General features: G+C 60.7%; 16 protein-coding genes. 6 read left to right on the top strand and 10 right to left on the bottom strand.

From position 1 onward, the window contains the following. Positions 1-72 precede the first annotated feature (72 nt). The 5 genes from P3T24_RS12025 to P3T24_RS12005 all read right to left on the bottom strand — a co-directional run bounded on the left by P3T24_RS12025 (position 73) and on the right by P3T24_RS12005 (position 8185). Positions 73-444 carry a VOC family protein gene (locus P3T24_RS12025; RefSeq protein ID WP_429434785.1) on the bottom strand — a complete coding sequence of 124 codons (372 nt, stop codon included), beginning with the start codon at positions 442-444 and terminating at the stop codon, positions 73-75. 105 nt (positions 445-549) lie between these two features. Continuing rightward, positions 550-3156 (bottom strand): valine--tRNA ligase, encoded by a 2607-nt coding sequence (gene valS, locus P3T24_RS12020; protein ID WP_429434783.1) that lies wholly within the window; start codon positions 3154-3156, stop codon positions 550-552. Between the two features lie 506 nt (positions 3157-3662). Next, a complete protein-coding gene (locus tag P3T24_RS12015) occupies positions 3663-5534 on the bottom strand; it encodes a M3 family metallopeptidase (protein WP_429434780.1) in 1872 nt (623 codons plus the stop codon). 146 nt (positions 5535-5680) lie between these two features. Beyond that, complete coding sequence (gene cysS / locus P3T24_RS12010; RefSeq protein ID WP_429434777.1) at positions 5681-7069, bottom strand: cysteine--tRNA ligase; 1389 nt, start codon at positions 7067-7069, stop codon at positions 5681-5683. Between the two features lie 249 nt (positions 7070-7318). After that, complete coding sequence (locus P3T24_RS12005) at positions 7319-8185, bottom strand: tetrahydrofolate dehydrogenase/cyclohydrolase catalytic domain-containing protein (RefSeq protein WP_429434775.1); 867 nt, start codon at positions 8183-8185, stop codon at positions 7319-7321. A gap of 175 nt (positions 8186-8360) precedes the next feature. Here P3T24_RS12005 and P3T24_RS12000 point away from each other — a divergent pair, with 175 nt between their 5' ends. Next, a complete protein-coding gene (locus tag P3T24_RS12000; protein ID WP_429434773.1) occupies positions 8361-9605 on the top strand; it encodes an MFS transporter in 1245 nt (414 codons plus the stop codon). A 12-nt stretch (positions 9606-9617) separates the two neighbouring features. On the opposite strand, the gene P3T24_RS11995 is transcribed toward P3T24_RS12000, so the two are convergent. From P3T24_RS11995 to P3T24_RS11985, 3 genes are all read right to left on the bottom strand, one after another. Further along, positions 9618-10805, bottom strand: coding sequence for an aromatic ring-hydroxylating oxygenase subunit alpha (locus P3T24_RS11995; RefSeq protein ID WP_074266983.1), 1188 nt, complete (start codon positions 10803-10805; stop codon positions 9618-9620). A gap of 129 nt (positions 10806-10934) precedes the next feature. Then, the gene (locus P3T24_RS11990; RefSeq protein ID WP_429434770.1) at positions 10935-12386 is read right to left on the bottom strand and encodes a glycosyltransferase family 2 protein; all 1452 of its coding nucleotides are present in this window, start codon (positions 12384-12386) and stop codon (positions 10935-10937) included. Between the two features lie 80 nt (positions 12387-12466). After that, the gene (locus P3T24_RS11985) at positions 12467-13069 is read right to left on the bottom strand and encodes a cytochrome b (protein ID WP_429434767.1); all 603 of its coding nucleotides are present in this window, start codon (positions 13067-13069) and stop codon (positions 12467-12469) included. A 408-nt stretch (positions 13070-13477) separates the two neighbouring features. Between P3T24_RS11985 and P3T24_RS11980 the strand changes: the two genes are divergently transcribed. The 4 genes from P3T24_RS11980 to P3T24_RS11965 all read left to right on the top strand — a co-directional run bounded on the left by P3T24_RS11980 (position 13478) and on the right by P3T24_RS11965 (position 16205). Continuing rightward, complete coding sequence (locus tag P3T24_RS11980) at positions 13478-13858, top strand: DUF2946 domain-containing protein (RefSeq protein WP_429434765.1); 381 nt, start codon at positions 13478-13480, stop codon at positions 13856-13858. Between the two features lie 104 nt (positions 13859-13962). Beyond that, positions 13963-14889, top strand: coding sequence for a hypothetical protein (locus P3T24_RS11975; protein ID WP_429287375.1), 927 nt, complete (start codon positions 13963-13965; stop codon positions 14887-14889). After that, positions 14890-15267 carry a copper resistance CopC family protein gene (locus P3T24_RS11970; RefSeq protein ID WP_429434762.1) on the top strand — a complete coding sequence of 126 codons (378 nt, stop codon included), beginning with the start codon at positions 14890-14892 and terminating at the stop codon, positions 15265-15267. 2 nt (positions 15268-15269) lie between these two features. Next, positions 15270-16205, top strand: a complete 936-nt coding sequence (locus P3T24_RS11965; RefSeq protein WP_429434760.1) for a copper resistance D family protein — start codon at positions 15270-15272, stop codon at positions 16203-16205. A gap of 68 nt (positions 16206-16273) precedes the next feature. Here P3T24_RS11965 and P3T24_RS11960 read toward each other — a convergent pair whose 3' ends face one another. Then, a complete protein-coding gene (locus P3T24_RS11960) occupies positions 16274-17065 on the bottom strand; it encodes a class I SAM-dependent methyltransferase (protein ID WP_429434758.1) in 792 nt (263 codons plus the stop codon). Between the two features lie 354 nt (positions 17066-17419). Between P3T24_RS11960 and P3T24_RS11955 the strand changes: the two genes are divergently transcribed. Next, positions 17420-18850, top strand: coding sequence for a hypothetical protein (locus P3T24_RS11955; RefSeq protein ID WP_429434755.1), 1431 nt, complete (start codon positions 17420-17422; stop codon positions 18848-18850). Positions 18851-18907: 57 nt separating this feature from the next. Here P3T24_RS11955 and P3T24_RS11950 read toward each other — a convergent pair whose 3' ends face one another. Then, the gene (locus P3T24_RS11950) at positions 18908-19960 is read right to left on the bottom strand and encodes a hypothetical protein (RefSeq protein WP_429434752.1); all 1053 of its coding nucleotides are present in this window, start codon (positions 19958-19960) and stop codon (positions 18908-18910) included. Positions 19961-19973 lie beyond the last annotated feature (13 nt).

Raw genomic sequence — 19973 nt, 5'->3', positions numbered from 1 at the left:
GCGCATCCAATAGATTCTGCCCGATGAACTCCAACCCGGCTACTCGTTTCGGATGCGGACGCGGCTCGGCCGCTAGTCCGCCTGGGATAACTGGAACACATTTCCCTCGGGATCTTCTCCGTCGCAAAGCAAATAGGGGAAACCTTCGTAGCGTTTCAGTTCGCGCATGTTGACGCCTGCTGCAACGAGCTTGTCGCGCAACGCATTCAATCCCGATGGCACAGAGAACACCATCTTGGCATTCGAGTGAACGTGCTTAGCCGTCGTGTTGCGATACGGCTCACCCACAAGATGTAGCGCGAGTTCAATCGCACCCGCTTTGAGGACAACCCATTCGCCGGGAATCTCTTCAACGATGGGTAACGCGAAATGCGCTTCGTAAAAAGACTTCAGTGCTTCGACATCGTGCACGTAGAGTATTAACCGGCGCATGGAGATGTCCACGTGCTTCTCCCGTTGGGTTGTTCGATGCGGCTAAAGATCGGAATCGGCGCGAGGCGGCGCAGCGTTTTCATACAAAACACGACTGTACCCCCTCGCAACCCTTCACTAGGATAGCTCCACTCTCACGCCAAATGCGGGCGCTTCACTCATTTCAAATTGCTTGACCTGCCCGGCGTCGCATAAATCGCTTTCAGCGATCTTAAGCAGCTCAAGGCAGGCCGCCGGGCCTTCCACGAAGACCCGCTCGACCTCGGCCTTCATCGACAACTTAGCCTCAGATTTTGCCTTGCGGATCGCGCTTAGCACTTCGGAAGCGGCAAGGATGAGCTCATCAAACGAATCGTCTTTCGAGCGGCTCGATGCGCCGAAGTACATATCCATCGTAGGCCACGGCGCAGTATGAACCGATCCCTCCATCCACCACGACCAGCACTCTTCCGTGACGAATGGCAGAAACGGCGCCAACAACCGTTGAACCACAGAAAGCGAAGCCGCCAGCGCATTGCGTGCCGACGCCGCTTGCGATCCACTGCCATAGGCCCGACCCTTCACAAGTTCGACGTAATCGTCGCAATACCACCAGAAAAAGGCTTCAATGCGTTCGATGGCCCGGTTGTACTCGAACGCCTCCAGCGCAGCCGTCGCATGATCAACCACAGCGGCGAGATGCAGCATCATGGCGCGGTCGAGTCCATGCGCGATGGCGTCATCCGGCTCGCCATCGAAGCCCAGCGCAAACTTCGAAACGTTCAACAGCTTGAGCGCAAGCCGACGGCCCACCTTCATCTGCTTCTCTTCGAAGGCGGTATCCGTACCCGGACCGCCCAACGCTGCCCAGTAACGCACACCATCGGAGCCGTAAGTATCGAGCAGCGACAGTGGCGTAACCACGTTACCTTTCGATTTCGACATCTTCTTGCGATCCGGATCGAGAACCCAACCGGAAAGCATCGTGTGCCGCCAAGGTGCGCTCTGCGCTTCGAAGCCGCTCCGCACCACCGTGTAGAACAGCCACGTGCGGATGATTTCATGTCCCTGGGGACGCAGGTCCATCGGGAAGATATTCGCAAAGCATCCGTCGGCCTGCTCCCAACCGCCTGCAATCTGCGGCGTCAGCGAACTGGTTGCCCATGTATCCATGATGTCCGCTTCTCCCACGAAACCGCCCGGTTGGCCGCGTTGCGCCTCGGTATAACCCGGTGGCACGTGTGAGCGCGGATCGATCGGCAATGACGCCGCATCCGGACATATCGGCGTGCTGTAATCCGGTTCGCCCGCTGCATTGAGGGGATACCAAAGCGGAATCGGCACACCGAAGATCCGTTGGCGGCTAATCAACCAATCGCTATTCAGGCCTGTGACCCAGTGGCCATAGCGCGTGGCCATGTGCCCTGGATGCCAGCAGATCTGCGCGCCTCGCTCAAGGAGTTCCTCGCGCAGCACATTGTCGCGCCCGCCGCTACGCAGATACCATTGCCTCGTTGCGATGATCTCTAGCGGACGGTCCCCCTTCTCGAAGTATTTGACGCTATGCGTAAGCGGTCGCGGCGGACCCAGCAAATCGCCGCTTTCCGTCAGCATTTCGACCATCCGGTTGTGTGCCTGAGGAACAGATGCGCCCGCAAGGCGGACATAAGCATCGCGCGCGTGCGGCGATGCGAGCCAATCTGGCGTCTCGCTCTGCAGGCGACCGTCTTTGGCTATCACACAGCGTGTCGGCAAATTGAGTTCGCGCCACCAGATCACGTCGGTGACATCGCCGAACGTACAGATCATCGCCAGTCCGGTGCCTTTTTCAGGCTCAGCGAGCGGATGCGCCAGCACCGGCACTTCGATATCGAAGAGGGGCGCGCGCGCCTTGGTTCCAATGAGATGGCGATAGCGCTCGTCATCGGGATGCGCCACCAAAGCGACACAAGCCGGCATTAACTCCGGGCGCGTCGTAGAGATGATCAACGCGTTGCCTAGACCATCGACGAAACGCAGGTCGTGATACGCACCCGCAAGCTCACGGTCTTCGAGTTCAGCCTGTGTGACTGCCGTCTGGAAAGTCACGTCCCACAAACATGGTGCGTCCTGACTGTACAGCTCGCCTCGCTGCAGATTGCGCAGGAATCCAAACTGACTCGTGCGTTGCGATCGATCGTCGATTGTGGCGTAGGTCAAACTCCAGTCGACCGAAATCCCGAGACGCACAAACAGCTCTCTGAACGCGCGTTCGTCGATGGCGGTCAGCTTATGGCAAAGTTCGATGAAGTTACGCCGGCTGATCCGCGCAAACTCCGAGCGACGCGTGGCGGGCGCAGCAGGCTCACGATAGTGCGGTTCGTACGCCGCATCCGGATCGCACGTCACGCCATAGAAGTTCTCGACGCGCCGCTCCGTGGGCAGACCGTTGTCGTCCCATCCGATTGGATAAAACACGCTCTTGCCCGTCATGCGCCGATAACGAGCGATGATGTCGGCATGCGTATAGCTGAACACGTGCCCCACATGCAGGGAGCCGGACACCGTGGGCGGGGGAGTATCGATCGAGAACACGTTTTCGCGCGGCGCCGTGCGGTCGAAGGCATAGAGCTGTTGCACTTGCCAATGCTCTGCCCAACGCGCTTCGAGTGCGTCGAGCCCAGGCCGCTCGGGCACGCGTGGAGCGGCGTGCCGTCGTGTCGGACGACGACGTTCGGTGGCCGATAAGGAAGATGAAGGTTTCATCGCTGCTTCGCTGTCGATAGGAAATTCGGGTTGCAGTGCATATCGAAGGCCACACGCGAACGCACGAATCCGCGCGACCCGGACAGGGATCACGAACGAATCCAGCATACACGCGAGCGGTGCGGCCTTGGTACGTCTTTGGCCAGGCTATGTGTTTAGGCGACGTGGCTTACGAACAGCGCGATCGAGGCGGAGGAACGCCCGATGCAGGCGCACGAACGCTCCATAGCGCGAAATGCAGCAGCGATGCTCTGGAGAACACCGAAAGGCCGACGGACGCGGAGTGAAGCGAGGGAAAGAAGCGAGAACAGGTACGGCGAAATGCTCGTAGCAGCCGTGGCGAGCGTATGAAAAGCTGCGCGTGCTGCGAGGGGATGAGGTAAATCAGTGCGGCATTACGTTTAACGGTGACATAGCATCCTCCGCGAGTGAACGTTAGATAAGGTGTGTCCCGACTTGTGGTCGGGATATGTTTTTATAATCGATCATTGAGATTGGCACAAGTCTTATCTGACGTCGTGTGTCGCCATATCCTCGATCCACGCTTCAAATGTCGCATACATCGCCGGTAAAGATTCCTCATTGGTCGCAATGCATTGCGCACCGTGCACGATCGAAATCGATGCATCCAGATCCCCACCGGCTTCGGCCTGCGCTGCGAGTGCCCGATCCGTGCGCTCGATGGCCTCCTGCGCGAGTGCCCAGGCTTCCTGCGGTGAACGGTTGCATTCATCTGCCAGATAAGCCGACGTCAAACCCTCCCCGGTCATATTGCGCAGCGTTTGATCGAGCGTGAGACTGTTGCCGGCAGACCAGCAATGCTTCACCAGCAAGGGACCCACTTCCGGGTTATCGACGATATAGCCGAGCGTGCGAGTCAGATAAGCGCGGGTCTGCGACGCGGCCATCTTCGCCAGCAGATAGCCATGGTAGTAGACGGCCATGTCGTGATAGATGGGGTGAGGCATGCCCAGCACATAGACGGTGTTACTCGAAACACCGAGCATGCGCTGCGTCAACGAGCGCTCCAGATCAAGCACGGACTCCGTGGTGCGCTCTGCAACGTCCATGGCATAGAGGGCCTGCTCGAAGTAAGTCGGCACCAGGTCGCGCCGTTCGTTGTAAGCGAGGAAAGCCCGGTTCGACTCGACCCGCTCACGGATCATCTCGTCAGGCATCGGCTCGCCGTCCGCGTTGCGCGCGTAGCGTCGGATCCAGCAAGGGTCACCCGGCAGCGCTTCGAAGAACTTTGCCTGGGCTTCAAGGTATGCGGGTGTGGTCGGGGCAAAGCCGTGCGAAAAGCACGGCGAATTGAGCGCAACGTTCGAAAAGTGTGCGGCGTGTCCCGCTTCGTGAAACAACACGTTGATCCCCCGCAGTCCTGCGCCCGCTTGTTGCGGACGGGCCGTCGAGGTGAAGCGGACGTCGGCAGGCACCCAGCCGTCGGTGTCGTCGTGATAACTGGCTACGGGCGACGCGCAAAAGCCGGTAGTGAACTTCCCCGGCCGGTCCAGCAGATCGATTTCGATGCGTGCGCCGCGATACGAAACGCCAAGACGCCGGAACGATTCAGCCCAACGCTCCAACGCCTTGCTAAAGGGAAAGTAAGCATCCGCCTTTAGCGCGGCGCCTCCGCGAACTCTGAATGGCAGGTTGTGCGGCTGCAAGACTTCGTCGCCGTACTCGCTGACGAGGCGATCCATCGAAGCAAAATGCGTATTGCGCGTATTCCGTTCAAATTCATCGAAGATCGCAAAGAGCTGCTCCGGGCTCATACCGCTATTGGTGCGCAACCGGTAATCGAAGAAGTCGCGATATCCGAGTCCACGCGCCAATTCGTTGCGCTTCGCCACGATCTCGAGAAAGCCGTTTTCCAGCACCCAGCGTTCGAGTCCAGACAGTGCCTCGTGTGAGCTTTTGCGCGATGCTTCGTCCGGGTTTGATGCGAGGTTTGAACGCAACGCAGCGGGCGAAGCTTCTTCGGTGCGGCCCGACGCGCCGATGTGATGCATCTTGTAGGCTTGGCGGCGCGCAAACAGATCGGCGTCCATTGCGATCAGTTCGGCAAGCAAGGTAGACGCACGCTCGCTACCCATCGCATTGCCTTCGAATGCGGCGACCCAGCCGCGCAAGCCGCTCACCAACGCATCGCGCTCAGCGGATTGCCGGGCGGCTTCAACCCTCGCAAGATGTTCTCTGGTCTGCGCGAGGAGCCGAGAGTCGGCGAGGAAGGTCTTGCGTGCAAGACCAGCCGCACGCTGCGCGTCATGTTCATCGCTTTGGCCCGTGTGGGTCAGCCAGAAAAGCTCGCCCTCCTTCCGATGAATCTGCAGATAATCCTGATTGATCTGGTCGAAGAAGGTGCGAGCGTTTTTCATGTACGAAGCATCACTAGAGGCGTTGTTTTATGTGGCTCGGAAAAGCGGCGAGGGAGAGCGCAATGTTCCGCGTTCATCGTAGCGTAGTCGGCATACAGTTGACTTGCTAAGCGGTGTCGCGAGAGCCTGGCTTTGCGCTGCGCTCTCTAAGCGCCTTTAGCATCCAGCGGACTCAAACGCTGTCCATCCGCACCGTCCTCGATCTGCCAGCCCTTCGCTCTCAATACCTCGCGCAAACGGTCCGACTCGGGCCAATCTTTGCGTGCGCGTGCCTCCCCACGCTGACGCGCCAGGTCAGCAACATCCGCTGGAATTTCGAACGTATCCGCCCGCCACTCAGCCAACTGCAACCCGAGCACCGCGTCAAAGACATCAACGGTGGCCCGACGTGTTTCATCGGGCAGCTCGCTCCTGACCAGTTCCCACAGCACGGCCAACGCCCGCGGAAGATTCAGATCCTGATTGACCTCTGCGTTAAAGCGCGCCACAAAATCCTCATCTGCAGTGCCGCCGACGGGCCAGCTCGTATAGGCTTTGCGCAGCCTGTCCAACGCCGCCTGCGCGGCCTCAAGTGCCTCATGATTGAAACGCAGCTTGCTACGGTAATGCGCACCAAGGCAAAGATAGCGGTAGGCCAACGGATCGATCCCGCGGTCGATCAAGCTCTGCAGCCTCAAAAAGTCCCCACTCGACTTGGACATCTTGGCGGCATCCAAGGTCAGAAAGTGTCCATGCATCCAGAAGTTGGCTGAGCGCGTGCCGTGTCGAGCTTGCGTCTGCGCAATCTCATTGCTGTGATGCACGGCGATGTGGTCTTCTCCACCGCAATGAATGTCAAACCAAGGCCCCAAGTACTTGGCGGACATCGCCGAGCACTCGATATGCCACCCCGGAAAGCCGCGACCCCACGGGCTGTCCCACTCCATTTGCCGCGTCGATCCAGGTGGACTGAATTTCCACAACGCAAAGTCAGTCGCACTGCGCTTCTCTCCTAGCGCAACGCGCTTGCCAGCCTGCAAACCGGCGTGATCGAGGCGCGCCAGATGGCCGTAGTCGTCCTGCCTGCTCGTGTCGAAGTACACACCGTCGTTCGTCTGATACGTGTAACCGGTGCGTTCCAGTTCGGCAACGAAAGCGATCTGCTCCGCGATGTGGTCCGTCGCGCGGCACCACAGCGTGGGTTCCAGCAGGTTGAGCGCCCGCCAGTCGCTCATGAACGCACGCGTGTAGCGTTCCGCAATCTCCCATGCAGACTTGCCCGTGCGACGGCTGCCCTTTTCCATCTTGTCTTCGCCTTCATCGGCATCGGAGACAAGATGGCCGACATCAGTAATATTGACGACGTGCTGCACCTTGTAGCCGTTTAGCTCAAGAACTCGTCGCAGCACGTCTTCGAAAACATATGTCCGCAGATTGCCGATGTGCGCATGGTCGTACACCGTAGGTCCGCAGCAATACAGACCCACGTGACTGGGTTGCAGGGCTGTGAACGGCCGCACAGTGCGCGACCAGGTGTCGTACAGGGCGAGAGACATCGAAGTTTCCGTATGATTTGGAAGGCGAAAAACAAAAAAGCCACCAGTCTTTCAACGGGTGGCCATCAGGAACCAGCTTGAACGTGACGCAAACCGACGCGCTAGACGCAAGCTCCCTCTGGCAGGCTTTGACAGCATGCGTGTTTGCAGCGGACGAGGAAGAGGGCGGAGGCGTTCATAGAATGATGCTAACGCGCGTCTATTTTTTGGTCAATCGGTTTGACGGGCTGCGAGCTAGCCTTCGCCGCGCTAATCTTCGCCGCGCATTGCCCGCTCGGCGGCATCGACGGTCTGCGCGATCAGCGTGGCGATCGTCATCGGACCCACGCCGCCCGGCACCGGCGTCACTGCCGCGCAGCGGCTCGTAAGCCCATCGAGATCAATATCGCCGACACCGCCAGGATGGTAGCCGGCATCGATCACGACAGCACCATCGCTAATCCAGCGACTCGGGATGAACCTCGGCTTGCCCACCGCGCCCACGACGATTTCCGCGCGGCGTACCTCGGCCTCGAGATCAACCGTCTTCGAATGACACAAGGTGACGGTCGCGTTCGCATTCGACAGCATCAGCGCCATAGGCTTGCCGAGGATCGCGCTACGGCCCACCACGACCGCGCGCTTGCCGGCCAGCTCGATCTTGTAGTACGCGAGCAGCCGCATGATGCCGGTTGGCGTCGCGGGGCCGAACGCCGGTTCGCCCAGAGCCATGCGGCCAAAGCCGTGGCTCGTCACGCCGTCGACGTCCTTGAGAATCGAGATGCTGTCGAAACATCGGCGTTCGTCGACCTGAGCGGGCACGGGATGCTGCAACAAGATCCCTTGAACGTTGGGATCGGCGTTGAGCTTCTCGATCTCGGCGAGAACCTCGTCCGTGGTGCTGCTGGCAGGCAGTTTGACCAGACGCGAATCCATCCCGACGCGCCGGCACGCGTTGCCCTTCATCTGCACATAGGTAGCGGAAGCCGGATCGTCGCCGACCAGAATGGTGGCGAGTATGGGCGTCTGGGTGCCGTTGTTTGTCTTGAGCGCGGCTACGCGTGCGGACAAAGACTGTTCGCCCAAAGCGGCGAGCGCCTTGCCGTCCAGGATCACACAATTCAGAGGATTGTTCATGGCTTAGCTCCACACGGTGGTCGCGCTGTAATAGCCGCTACGCTGCAAAAGATGGACGCAATACCGGGGAAATACGACGCCGCGCAGACGATGGAATGCGGGCAGTATATCCTTCAGTCTGCCCCTCACACTCGCGCCACCCCTGCGAAGCACAGTGACCAACAGGTAAAGAACCGTGCACGTCAACCATCAGGCATTTTTCTACTCGCTTTTCTTTGCACGGCTGGCCGACCAGATTCTGCTGTTCCTGGTACCACTAGTCGTATTCCAGACGACCCAGAAAGTGTCGTGGTCCGGCATCGCCTTTTTCGTTGAAGCGCTGCCGCGCTATCTCTTCTTCCCGCTCTTCGGCGCGTTCAGCGACCGCTTCTCCCCACTCAAGCTGATGCGTATCAGCCAGACCTACCGTGCCGTCGTCTGTATCGCAGGGGTCGTCGGTTACGCGGCCTTCGGCGGAATCGGCTGGCTGATTGCGCTCTCCGCTTGCTGCGGCATCCTGACGAGCCAAGGCTTCGTCGCCCGCGAAGTCATGCTGCCGCAAATCTTCAAGGCGCATAAGTTCGAGCGTGTGCTGGCGGTCTCCCAATTGGCCGATCAACTCGGCGTCGTGCTCGGCCCAATGGCAGCGGCGCTGCTGCTCGGCTGGTGGCGCTGGGAGTTCGTGGTCATCACCACCGGGGTGCTGTTCCTGATCGCCGACGCGTCGTTTGTGTTGTGGCAGCGCATGAGCGGTTTTCAGGCTATCGCAGCAGAACCGCCCCGAGGCCACTGGACCCAACCGCTGAGAACCGCAGTACAGCATGTCGTGCGCCTACCCGGTCTGAAGAAGGTCATTTTGCTGGCCGCCGCCGAGAACCTGGTCATCGGCGTGACGCTGGCCACATCCGCTGCCATGGTCACCGGCATCCATCATCAATCGGGACGCTTTTACGCGGTGCTGCAAACCATCGGCGCAATCGCCACCGTCTTGATTCTGGTGACGATCGCCCGCGCCTCGTTTTCGAGGAAAACGTTGGGTCTGCTGGCGTTTCTGGCAATCTGCCTGGGAGGCGTGCTGGCCGGCGCGAGCCCAGGCCCGTGGGGCTACGCGGTGGGCTTCGTGCTGATCACCGGCTTCGACAAGATGTTCAATGTCTACATTCGAAGCGCCCGGCAGAAGATCATTCCGCCCCAGGACTACGGCAAAACCACGGGCGTCATCATCCTGCTGAACAACATGACCCAGCCGCTGGCGGGATTGCTGGTAGGGGTGTTCGCCAGCCGCGCCCATACGGGTTTGCTGATCGTGACGCTCTCGCTGACGATGGGCGCAATCGGCGCTGTGGCGTCGATTGCGGAGCCATGGCTGCAGCGCAGACGCACAGCCCGCGCGGAGAGTGAATCAGGCTTGTCCAAGGCGGGCATCGCGGAAAGCGAGTGAGCCCGCCGTCGCCTAGGTCGTTGCTTCGGCCGGCCCAATACGCACACCTTTGAAATGGCCCGCAGCCGGCGGCGCGCCGCACTCGCGCAACAGTGCGCGCAGTTCGTTGATGACCGGAAACACCTCGTGGTTCCAGTCCGCCCCTTGGCGATCGTGCGCTTCCTGTTCGCGCTCGACGATCCAGCGGTCTTCCTTGAAAATCCGCTCGGTGAACCACACTAGCAGTGGCCACGCCATATCGAGCAGGACCGGAATGCCCGGCTTGCGGATGGACAGCAGGCCGAAGGTGCGGTTGACGCGCTGCTCGCTATCGACCGGCACATACACGATCCACAGGTTCATCACGAGCGTCGAATCCGACGTGCGGATCTGCAGCGTCTGGTACGGATATTCGGTGCGGATGGTCATCACGTCCTTGTCCGCGCCTTGCGTGCCTTTACGGCTCTGGCCGAACACCAGCGCTTCGCCGATCGGCTGCTCGCCGGCCATCCGCGCGAACGTGTAGTCCACCTCGACCCAGCCTTCGCCGCGACGCCGTCCCAGCGACCGCGCCCGCATCTGCCCCATCTGCTTGCGGTGCAGGAACTGATGGTTCATGTCCATCAGGTTTTCGTGCATGAACGAATAGTGGCACTTCACTTCGCGGCCAAAGCGGCGCGTCTTGTACGCCTTGTCGCCAAGCGAGGCGAGCGGCGGCAACGGGCGCTCCTCAGCCAGCGCAGGATTGCCCGGGAACACGAAGATCAACCCTTGTTCCTCGCGGCACGGGTACGAGCGCACGCCGTTGGGCAGCCGCTCACGGCCGAGATAGGGAATATCGACGCAACGGCCCGTGCAATCGTAGGTCCAGCCGTGATAACAGCAGCGGATGTTTTCGCCGTCCACCACGCCGCCGTGCAGCGGCACCTGGCGATGCGCGCAGCGGTCTTCCAGCGCAAACGTGACGCCCGACTCGGTGCGCACGAGTACGATCGGCTCGCCCGCGAAGGTTACGCCGTGCGCCTTGCCCCGCTTGACCTCATGCGACCAGGCAAGCGGATACCAGTAATCGGGGTGGATCGGAACGCGACGCAAATCGCGAACAGGCGCGTCAGGGCGCGCTTCGACGAATGCCGCGGAAGATACTTCGTCAGATGCATCGGCAATAGCGTCGACAGGCGCATCGATAGTGCTGCTATCCAGCGAAGGAACTCCATGCATGGGCGACGCCTCCTTATAGTCTGAAACCTGGATGGGCCCCCAACAGGATTGGGGCCGACATGGGGAGTCAGTCTACTAGAAGGTGCGCAATTGATGTTTTTGACAATACCTGGGGTTTCCCGCCTGCCGTCAACTTTCGTCGGGTGCGACCAGTCCTGAGCGTCGCTGCACGCCCCAGACGCGGCCACCACGTAAAAAATGCAGCCATCCCAGCAGGGCGCCAGTGTGGCGGAGCAACTGGAATGTGAAGGGCTCGACTATTGCGGCGACCAGCGCCAATCCCACGCTAGAGCCGACGCGCTGACCCGTCCAGCGGCGGTACAGATGGATGGACCAGACGTAGAAAGCCAGGTCGATGGCGATTTTCGCGCCGATCACGCCAAAAATCGACAGCACCAGCGTCCCATGGCCGCCGACGAGGAAAGCGAGCAGCAACACGAAGGCCGTCAACCCGTAGATGGGCTGCATCGTGTCAATCGCCTTGACCGGCAGCATCAGCATGCCGAGGGTGCCGTAGCGCGGGTTGCCCGTCATATCGCGATTCCAGTACTGCGTCTGCAGGAAGCCTGCAAACCAGCGGCGCCGCTGCCGCAGGAAACTGCCGAGCGTTCCGGGCGCGTCGGTTCGCCCTTGTGCATCGCCGACCACGCGCACATCCCAGCCGAGCCCGTGATCGACCGAATAGCGACGCAACCGGTGGATCAGTTCGTAGTCCTCCACCAGACATTGCGGGTCGAAGCCGCCGACCTCGACGAGCGCCTCGCGCTTGAACGAGGCAAACGCGCCGGAGATCAGCAGGAGGCTGTCGGCACGCATCCACGCAAAGCGGGCAATGAAGTTGCGCATGTACTCGTAGGTCTGGAACCACTGGAATACGCGGCCTGAAAAGGACTTGCCGCAGACCGGCACGAGGATGCCCGCTGCCGCCACCAGCTTCGGTTCGCTCGCGAAGGCCGCCCGCATGGCGTAAGTGGCGTCGTCGTCGAGCAGCGTGTCGGCGTCGACGGTCATGACCGTGTCGGTGGTCATCTCCGTGATGGCGGCGTTCAGCGCCCGCGCCTTGCCGCCGTGCGGCACGCGCAGCCAGTACAGGTTCGGATGCAGCGAGCTCGGCGCGCTCAGGTGGCCATCCGGCGCCGCCGTCAGGCCAAAGCGTCCGGTCAGGAGCGCGGCGGTATCGTCGGTCGAGCCGTCGTCGGCAATCACGATCTGCTCCGGGCCGTGCGTTTGCTGCAGCAACGCAGCCAGCGTGATCGGCAGCACCGCTGCCTCGTTATGCGAGGCGACGATCACGCCCATGCTGGGCAAACTGCGTCGATCCGAAGCCGGATCGAGCGGTGCCAACGGCCGCATGAGCGGTAGCGTCTTGACTGCGACGAATACGAGCAGAAGGGTGTCGTAGACAACGTATGCAATCCCCGTCGACCATGCCACCACACCTTGCAGAAAAAACGCCCGCGCGAACAGCAGCAGCCACAGCGCCACGACACTGAGATGGATCACCGTGCTCAACAACGTGGCCGGGCGAGGCACGATACGAGGCGACGCGAGCGCCAAAGCTTGTTCCAGAGTTCTCTTCAAAATAGCGGCTGAATCTGTCGGTACTGCGTGGTTGAATGGTTGAGCTTGTGGCTCAGAGTCGTTAGGCGAAGACGCGTTCCTCAAGGGATCATGCGCTTTAGCACGGACTTGCGATCGATCCACTCATGCTTGAGCGCACCGCCTACGTGCATCGCCAGCAGCGCGTAAAGCGCGTAGCCGAGCCACGTATGCAGCGCGCCAAAGCGGTCGTGCAGCGTTTCCTTGAGCGTCGGATCGAGGTTCATCACGTAGCCGATGCGCGGCCACGGAAACAGGTTGAACAGACGCATCGGATGCGTCGCGGCGTCCTTCCATGCCGAGTCGTGCAGCCAGCCAGACAGCGGCAGGCCGATCATCAACAGGTAAAGCAGAAAGTGCGCGACATGGGCGGCGATCCGCTCCCATGCGGGAAACGCGGCCGGCAACGCCGGCGGCTTGTGCGAGACGCGCCACAGAATGCGCAGCAGCACGAGGCCGAGCACGGTAATGCCGATCGACTTATGCGTGTCGACCACCGGACGCACCCAGTCGTCGGGCAGCGAATCGGCGCTCAACCCCAACACCACATTGCAGATAATCAGGATCGCGATGATCCAGTGCAGGACCATTGCCGTGCGGGTGTAGTGAGAGACCGCCTGCACGCTGCTGGCGTCGGTTAGCGGAGAGTTTGCCTGAGTGCTCATCGGTAATTCCGTCCGAAAGGTACGCTTATGCGAAAGCTTTTTGAAATTTAAAATGGCCGTGAACCGGGCAAAAGCGCCGACGCCTGAATGCAACGTCATCGCAGCTAATAGTGCTAACGTCGCCGCGCGGCGATTTATTCCCAGAATGCCCTTATAGGCAGATTTCTGCTCGTTTCAACGGCGCTGTGCCGCTTCCCGAATCAGACGAACCGTGGTGAAAATCGCAATCTTCCTACGAAATTGCATCAGGCGTGCGGCAGCCACACATCTCGCGTGCGACGCATTGCCGCCAGCTGCCAATATGCGCAGAGTAAAGATGCCGGGCATGTGGTTTACACATAGGTTCGCGGCCGCCTGCATGGCATAATCTGCGCCAATCATCGCCCCTTCTCATGCTCGACGCACAGCATGCTTCGCCTCCGCCTTCAGAAAATCGGCAGTTTGTTGGGATTGCTTGCAATCCTGATGAGCACGCTTGCGCCGACAGTTTCGCAGGCGCTCGCGGCACACGACAGACTTGGCCAGGCGCTGGCCACTTACTGCTCGGCGGACCCGGATAACAGCCAGGTCGAGAAGACGGACAAGTCGTCGCCTTCGCCTACCTGGCATTGGCAGGCCTGTGCGTATTGCGGCATGCTGGCCCACGTGCCGGTGCTGCCCGGCACGGCTACGGTGTTCGAGGCCGAACTATCGGTTGCGCGCGCATCGGTTCCGGTCACGCGCGACGCCGTCCACGTCCCCCTCTTTTATACCGCGGCCCAGCCGCGCGCACCTCCCGTTCTCTCCTGACGTGTTCTGTACCTGAACCGCATCCGCGCTGCGCAAGCAGTCGCGGGATGTCGCCGCACAACCACGCGGCGCAGCATCAAGACAATTAGGAGAAGAATTAGATCATGCGTACGTTTTTCAAACGACACGCGGCGCCGGCACGCGCCGCTTTGATGGCGGCTGCGGGCGCCACCTGCCTCGCCGGTTCGCCGGCGGCTTCTGCTCACGCGGTAGTGGGTGACCGCGTCTTTCCCGCCACGCTGACCGTGGACGACCCCGGCGTCGGGGATGAATTCGACACCCAGTTCGGTCACATCAAGAGTCCGGACGACAACGGTGACAACATGAACGTCAATACGGTCTCGTATGAATGGGACAAGCTGATCACGAAGAACCTGGCCTTCAGCGTTTCGAGCGATTACGTCAGCCAGAACGACCCGAACGGCGGCTCGACGAAGGGCTGGGACAACGTGACCATAGGCGCGAAATATCTGCTCTACGCGAACGCGCGGCATGAATTCATGGCGTCGATCGGGCTCGAGGCGGAGATCGGTGGCACGGGCTCCAGGTCGGTTGGGAACTCGTTTTCGACGTTCACGCCGGACTTTTACTTCGGCAAGGGCTTCGGCGATCTGCCCACCTCGCTCAGCTATCTGCGGCCGTTCGCGATCACCGGCGAACTCGGACCGAACCTCACCACGGCGTCGTCCGCCAACGGGCCGAATTCATTCGGCTGGGGCTTCACGCTGCAATACAGCATTCCGTATCTGCAAAGCCAGGTGAAGGATCTCGGCATTCCGCAGCCTTTCAAGAACATGGTGCTCGTCGTCGAAGCGCCGATGAGCACTTGTACGGCGGGCGCTTGTGCCGGTCAAACCACCGGCACCATCAACCCGGGCTTTCTCTGGCTTAACCGCTACGGCCAGTTCGGCATCGAAGCGCAGATTCCGGTCAATCACCTGACCGGCAATCACGTGGGCGTGCTGTTCGATGCGCACCTGTACTTCGACGACATCTTCCCTAACTCTCTTGGCAAGCCGCTCTTCAACTAAATGAAAAACACTCTCCTGAACTCATCTCTGGCGCGCGGCCTCGTTGCCGCGCTGACGCTGACGGTCGCACAGTTCGCGCACGCTCATGCATACCCGACTCACCAGGCGCCGTCCGCCGGGTCCACCGTGACCACCTCGCAAAAGGACGTGGCGATCGACTTCGACGATGGCCTCGAGCCGGCCTTCAGCGCGATCACCGTGACCGATGCGCAGGGCAAGCCCGTGACAAGCGCGAAGGCCGTGGTCGATCCGGCGAACAAGAAGCATATGTCGGTCGCGCTGAACCCGCTCACGCCGGGTGACTACACGGTCGCGTGGGTGGCGGTCGCGGAAGATGGCCACCGTACGCAGGGCCACTACACCTTCACGGTGAAGTAACGGTGGATCCGCTCGTCGTCGTACAGATCGTCGTCGAAGCTGCGCAAGACGTGCTGTTCGCGGTGGCGGTCGGGGCGCTCGTATGCAGTGCGATGCTGGCGCGGGTGGATGACACCCGCGCCATGGCGTCTGCTACCGGGCTGGGACGCTCGCGGTTGGCTGCACTCTGCGCACTCTCGCTCGCCTGCGTGCTGTACCTGTGGCTGGAGGCTGCCGTGATGAGCGGTACGCCGTTGCGTGAGGCTGGTCCCGTGGTGGGCGCGGTGCTGACGCAGTCGCACTTCGGGATTGCGTGGTCGGTGGGTTTTGCCGGCGTGGTGCTCGCATGTTTCGGCGGCGCGCGTCATAGCCATGCGGCGTGGTGGCTAACGGCGGCGGGTATGGTCGTCTATGTGGCGGGGAAAGCTGCGGCCAGTCACGCCGCGGACGCAGGCGATTTCACCCTGCGCGAAGCCGTGCATGTGCTGCATCTCGCGGCGACTGCGTTGTGGGCAGGTAGTGTGATTGTCGCGGCGCCGCTGTTGTGGTGTAGGGGCGCCGAAGCGGCGACAGCGGCGGCGGATGTCGCGCCCGGCAACCGTGTGAAGTTCTGCACGTACCTGTCGCATCTGGCAACCGGCGCGCTCGCAGTTGTGATCGTGACCGGCATCTATAACGCTACGCAGGACACGGCGCATCTGACTACGCCGTTGCTCGACGTGGTGTACGGACGCGTGCTGACTCTCAAGCTGATACTCGTCACGTTGGCGGTATTGCTCGGTGCCTATAACCGGATGATCCATCTACCACGCTTGCAACACACGGTGACCGGTGATGGACAAGCCTATCGCAATGCGCGGCGCAGCTTCGACCGGCTGCTGGCCGTCGAAGCCGTCGCAATGGTCGCGATCTTGATCGTGGCAGGCGTACTGGGCCACACGTCGCCCTCGGGCGGCTAGACCACGGTTTGCGGATGCGCTAGCGCTTCGATGGCGCGCTGGTGCATCCTTCCCTCCTCTACGCCAACTTAACGACGCGCAATCAGCGCGATCGATTCCACTCGCTCATCAAGCCAGCCCTCCGCGGCGTGCGGTTCAAGCAGAGATCGCAAACGCGTCACCAGTTCGTCGAGCCGCGCACCGAGGCGCTCTGATGACAGGCTCGACATCGACAACGCTCGCGCGATCAGCGACTCTAGCGCGACGCGCCGCTTCTCGATGAACGACACGCGTTCGAGCGAAGCAAACGCCGACTTGAACAAGACGGATTCGTGACTCTCCCAGCTATCGGATTTGCGCTGCTCGCGCGCCGGATCGGTTTGCGCGTATTCGTCGAGCAACGCGCGGTACGAGGCGAGCCATGGCGTCGACGCGTCGTTCGCGTGCGAGGTGCCGAAGAGCACCACGGCGCCCGATGGGTCGATCAGCTTGTCCAGACGCGCGAGCGTATCGGGCCGGTCCATCCAGTGAAAAGCGCGGCCGATGACGGCAATCTGAAAACGGCCCCACTCTGGCGAAAGATCGTAGGAACTGCCCAACCGGTATTCGATGTTTGGGGCAACGCCGAGTCCGAGTCCTGAGGCGATGCGTAGCATCTCGGGTTCAGGGTCGAGCGCCACGCCCGAGTCCACCCATGATGAAAATGCCAGCGAGAGTTGCCCCGGTCCGCAGCCGAGGTCGAGCAGGCGTTGCGTGCCGTCGAGCTTGCAGGCTTCGGCCACGCGGCGGATCAGGCGCGGTGAGTAGGCAGGGCGGCCGCTCAGGTAGTGAGCGGCGTTGTTCTTGAAGCGGTCGGGTACGAAGGGGATGGGTGTGGTCATGGGCGGGTTGGGGAAACCGAGCTAACAGGACATGGAGGGAGCAGGCAGTTTCAGAGTATGACGCCGTGCCGCATTCGATGTCGAGACCGTCGTAGTGCATTTCATTCTTTTGGGCTCCCGGCCAGACTCGCGAGCCAGACCGTTGTGAGGCTCTCTTCAACCGCCTGCCGCAAATCGCGAGTGGCGCGCCGCCTTTCCTGACGTTGCCGGTAAATTACCTTTCACACAAAGCAGCGGCGTCTGCTAGCTCCCCGGTTTCCAAGCGCTTACTCTTTTATTGCGAACGCTCACACGCATTTTTGAATGTTAGCTTTCCTTATAACGACTTACCAAAAAACTGAGAGAGACGTAAAGATGAGGGAAGATTCGCCGAAAACCGGACAGGTTCGTTTTCAACACATCATCAGCGGGACAGGTCGCACGCGAAGTATGTCCGTGTGTCGGCGGCATGGATCACACGGGCCCGCTTCCGTCTCCAGTGACGCGAGCCTGCAAAACGAACTGGAGCGAATCTCCGCCCTGATCAAAACGGGCCTCGAAGGCGAAATTGAAGGTGCAGTCAAACAGTTGAGCAGCCGTTACTGGAACGATGTCGAAGCCCTCACACTTCTTTCCAGCGCACTGAACCAGAACGACCGTTATGCCGATGGATTCAGACTCGCCAAACAGGGGTTATCCATTGACCCTGGCAACCACTTTTTGCACTACAACGCGGCCAGGGTGTTGTGGATGTGCGGACTGCCCAGAGAATGTCTTCCGTATGCCATGGAAGCGGCTCGCCTTTGGCCTGATAACGCGGGAACGTGTGTGCAGTACTTCCTCTCATGCGTACAGCTTGCCCTTGGTGATTTCAAAGAAGGCTGGAAGCGACATAAAATTTTCTATACGTATCCGTCGATAAGCAGCCAATTGTTCCGTCCGGATTTTCCTGAGTGGAACGGCGAACCGCTACTGGGTTGCGAATTTTTGTACGTACTCCACCAAGGATATGGCGACCAGATCCAGTTCCTTAGATTCGCGAAATGGCTACACCAACAAGGTGCGACGGTCGATGTACTCGTCGATCCACCACTAGCCGGAATTGCTGCTGGCATGGGAGGCGTGCGAACCGTCTATTCCTATCCCGCCGTACCAGGCGGCTCGTATGCATACTGGTCTTATATGATGAGGATACCGGCATACATGGAGTTGGAGGTATCAATGCTCCCGCTTGCAATGCCGTATCTCACGACAACACATGAGCGACGCGAACATTGGCGCGCATACGTCGAGTCGACCGCTCCGCGCCAGGAAAATGCGAAATCCAGACGCGTCGGCTTCGTCTGGAAAGGTAGTCCTAACACGGCCAATGATCGCTGCCGGTCTATTCGGCTGCACGCGCTGGGGCCATTGTTTGAATTACCCTCAATAACGTGGTTCTCTGTCCAAAAGGACGACGCTGAGGCGGAACGCAAATCGTTGGCCGACAACTTCGACGTACACACCTTGGGGCCAATGATTGACGACTTTACCGACACGCTCGCCATACTCGAGACATTGGATCTGGTTATCACTGTAGATTCGTCCGTTGCGCATCTTGCCGGCGCCGCAGGCCTGCCCGTATGGGTGCTTCTGCCCGGCTATTCTGAGTGGCGGTGGCTCGCCGACCGCACGGATAGCCCTTGGTATCCATCCATGCGCCTATTCCGTCAACGCCAGTTAGGGCAGTGGGATCCAGTTATCGAGGAGGTGCGAGACGCGTTACGGGAATGGCTGGACGAGCCGGTAGATTCGCATCGGAGGTAGCGGCGTGCGCTAACACACAGTACGGATTGCAGCGTACCAAGCCACACCGCAACGCGCTCACTCGGCCGCACCATCCTCGGTCGAAGGCCCTTGCCCCTCCCCCATCCCATCCGCCCGCGCCTTCGCATCGAACAACGCCAGCAACCCCTCAGCCGAGTTGAACATCCGTTGCCCGTTATGCCCGACCCCCGGCACCTGCCAGCATCGATGCGCAAGCTGCGGATGCCGACGGCACAAGTAATCAAAGTAAGCCAGTCCACGCGCCAGCCGATGCGGCCCTTGTGCATTTGCCGCGCACGAACGATCGAGCGCCTGATGCTGCGGATCGCAGTCGCTCTCGCCGAGCAGATAGATCACATCGCTACGAGCGTAACGTTGCTCAAGCGCATCAAACGACGCATCGCCGCTCGCGTAACGCGGAGGCTGATGAATGCCGTACTTCCACGTATCGACCCCGGCGCAAGCGCTCTCGTCAGCAGGACCGAATCCGCCGTCACCATCCGGCCGAAGCTTGTCGAAATACACGTACGAAGACGGATTCGCAATCACATAGCGGCAATGAACGCCCTGCTCTTCAAGCAGCGCCGCCGCGCGTCCCACCACCGCATAACGATGCGCCACCTGTGCACCGCCCGAATGCCCCGCAATCACCACCTCCCGCAGCGAGGCAAATCGCGAGCGATCCGCTACCTCTTCGACGAGACTATCAAGCACATCGAACGAACTGATCGGCACAGGGCCGAGTGCGTCATCGCCACCCATCCAGCCGGTCCAGTCCCAGTGCAGCGTTTCCTGATCGAGATGATGAGCGACGATGTCGGCGCTCGCCAGAAACTGCGGCACGATCAGCAACGTGTCGCTAGCATCCACGTCAGCCGCAGCCAAGGCCCGTTGTGCGGACAAAAGATACGCATCGGCGTCACGCAACCGGCCATGTAGCACGATGACGACGCGACTCACTCGCGCGTCCGACGCCTCGTCTGCCGAGCGATAAACCGGCATCGTGCCGGAGCCACGCGCCGTCGTAACACGCAAGCGTGCGCCGGCCACCTCGCGCACTGGGTATTCATTGCGCGGTCGTACCCGTTCGCCGGGACCTGAAGACGTCATGTTCGAATCAAAA

This window comes from Paraburkholderia sp. GAS33 (genome assembly GCF_050436645.1).
Classification (GTDB): domain Bacteria; phylum Pseudomonadota; class Gammaproteobacteria; order Burkholderiales; family Burkholderiaceae; genus Paraburkholderia; species Paraburkholderia phenazinium_B.
Note: the sequence above shows the minus strand (reverse complement) of the source record. Positions and strands in the feature narration are given on the sequence as shown.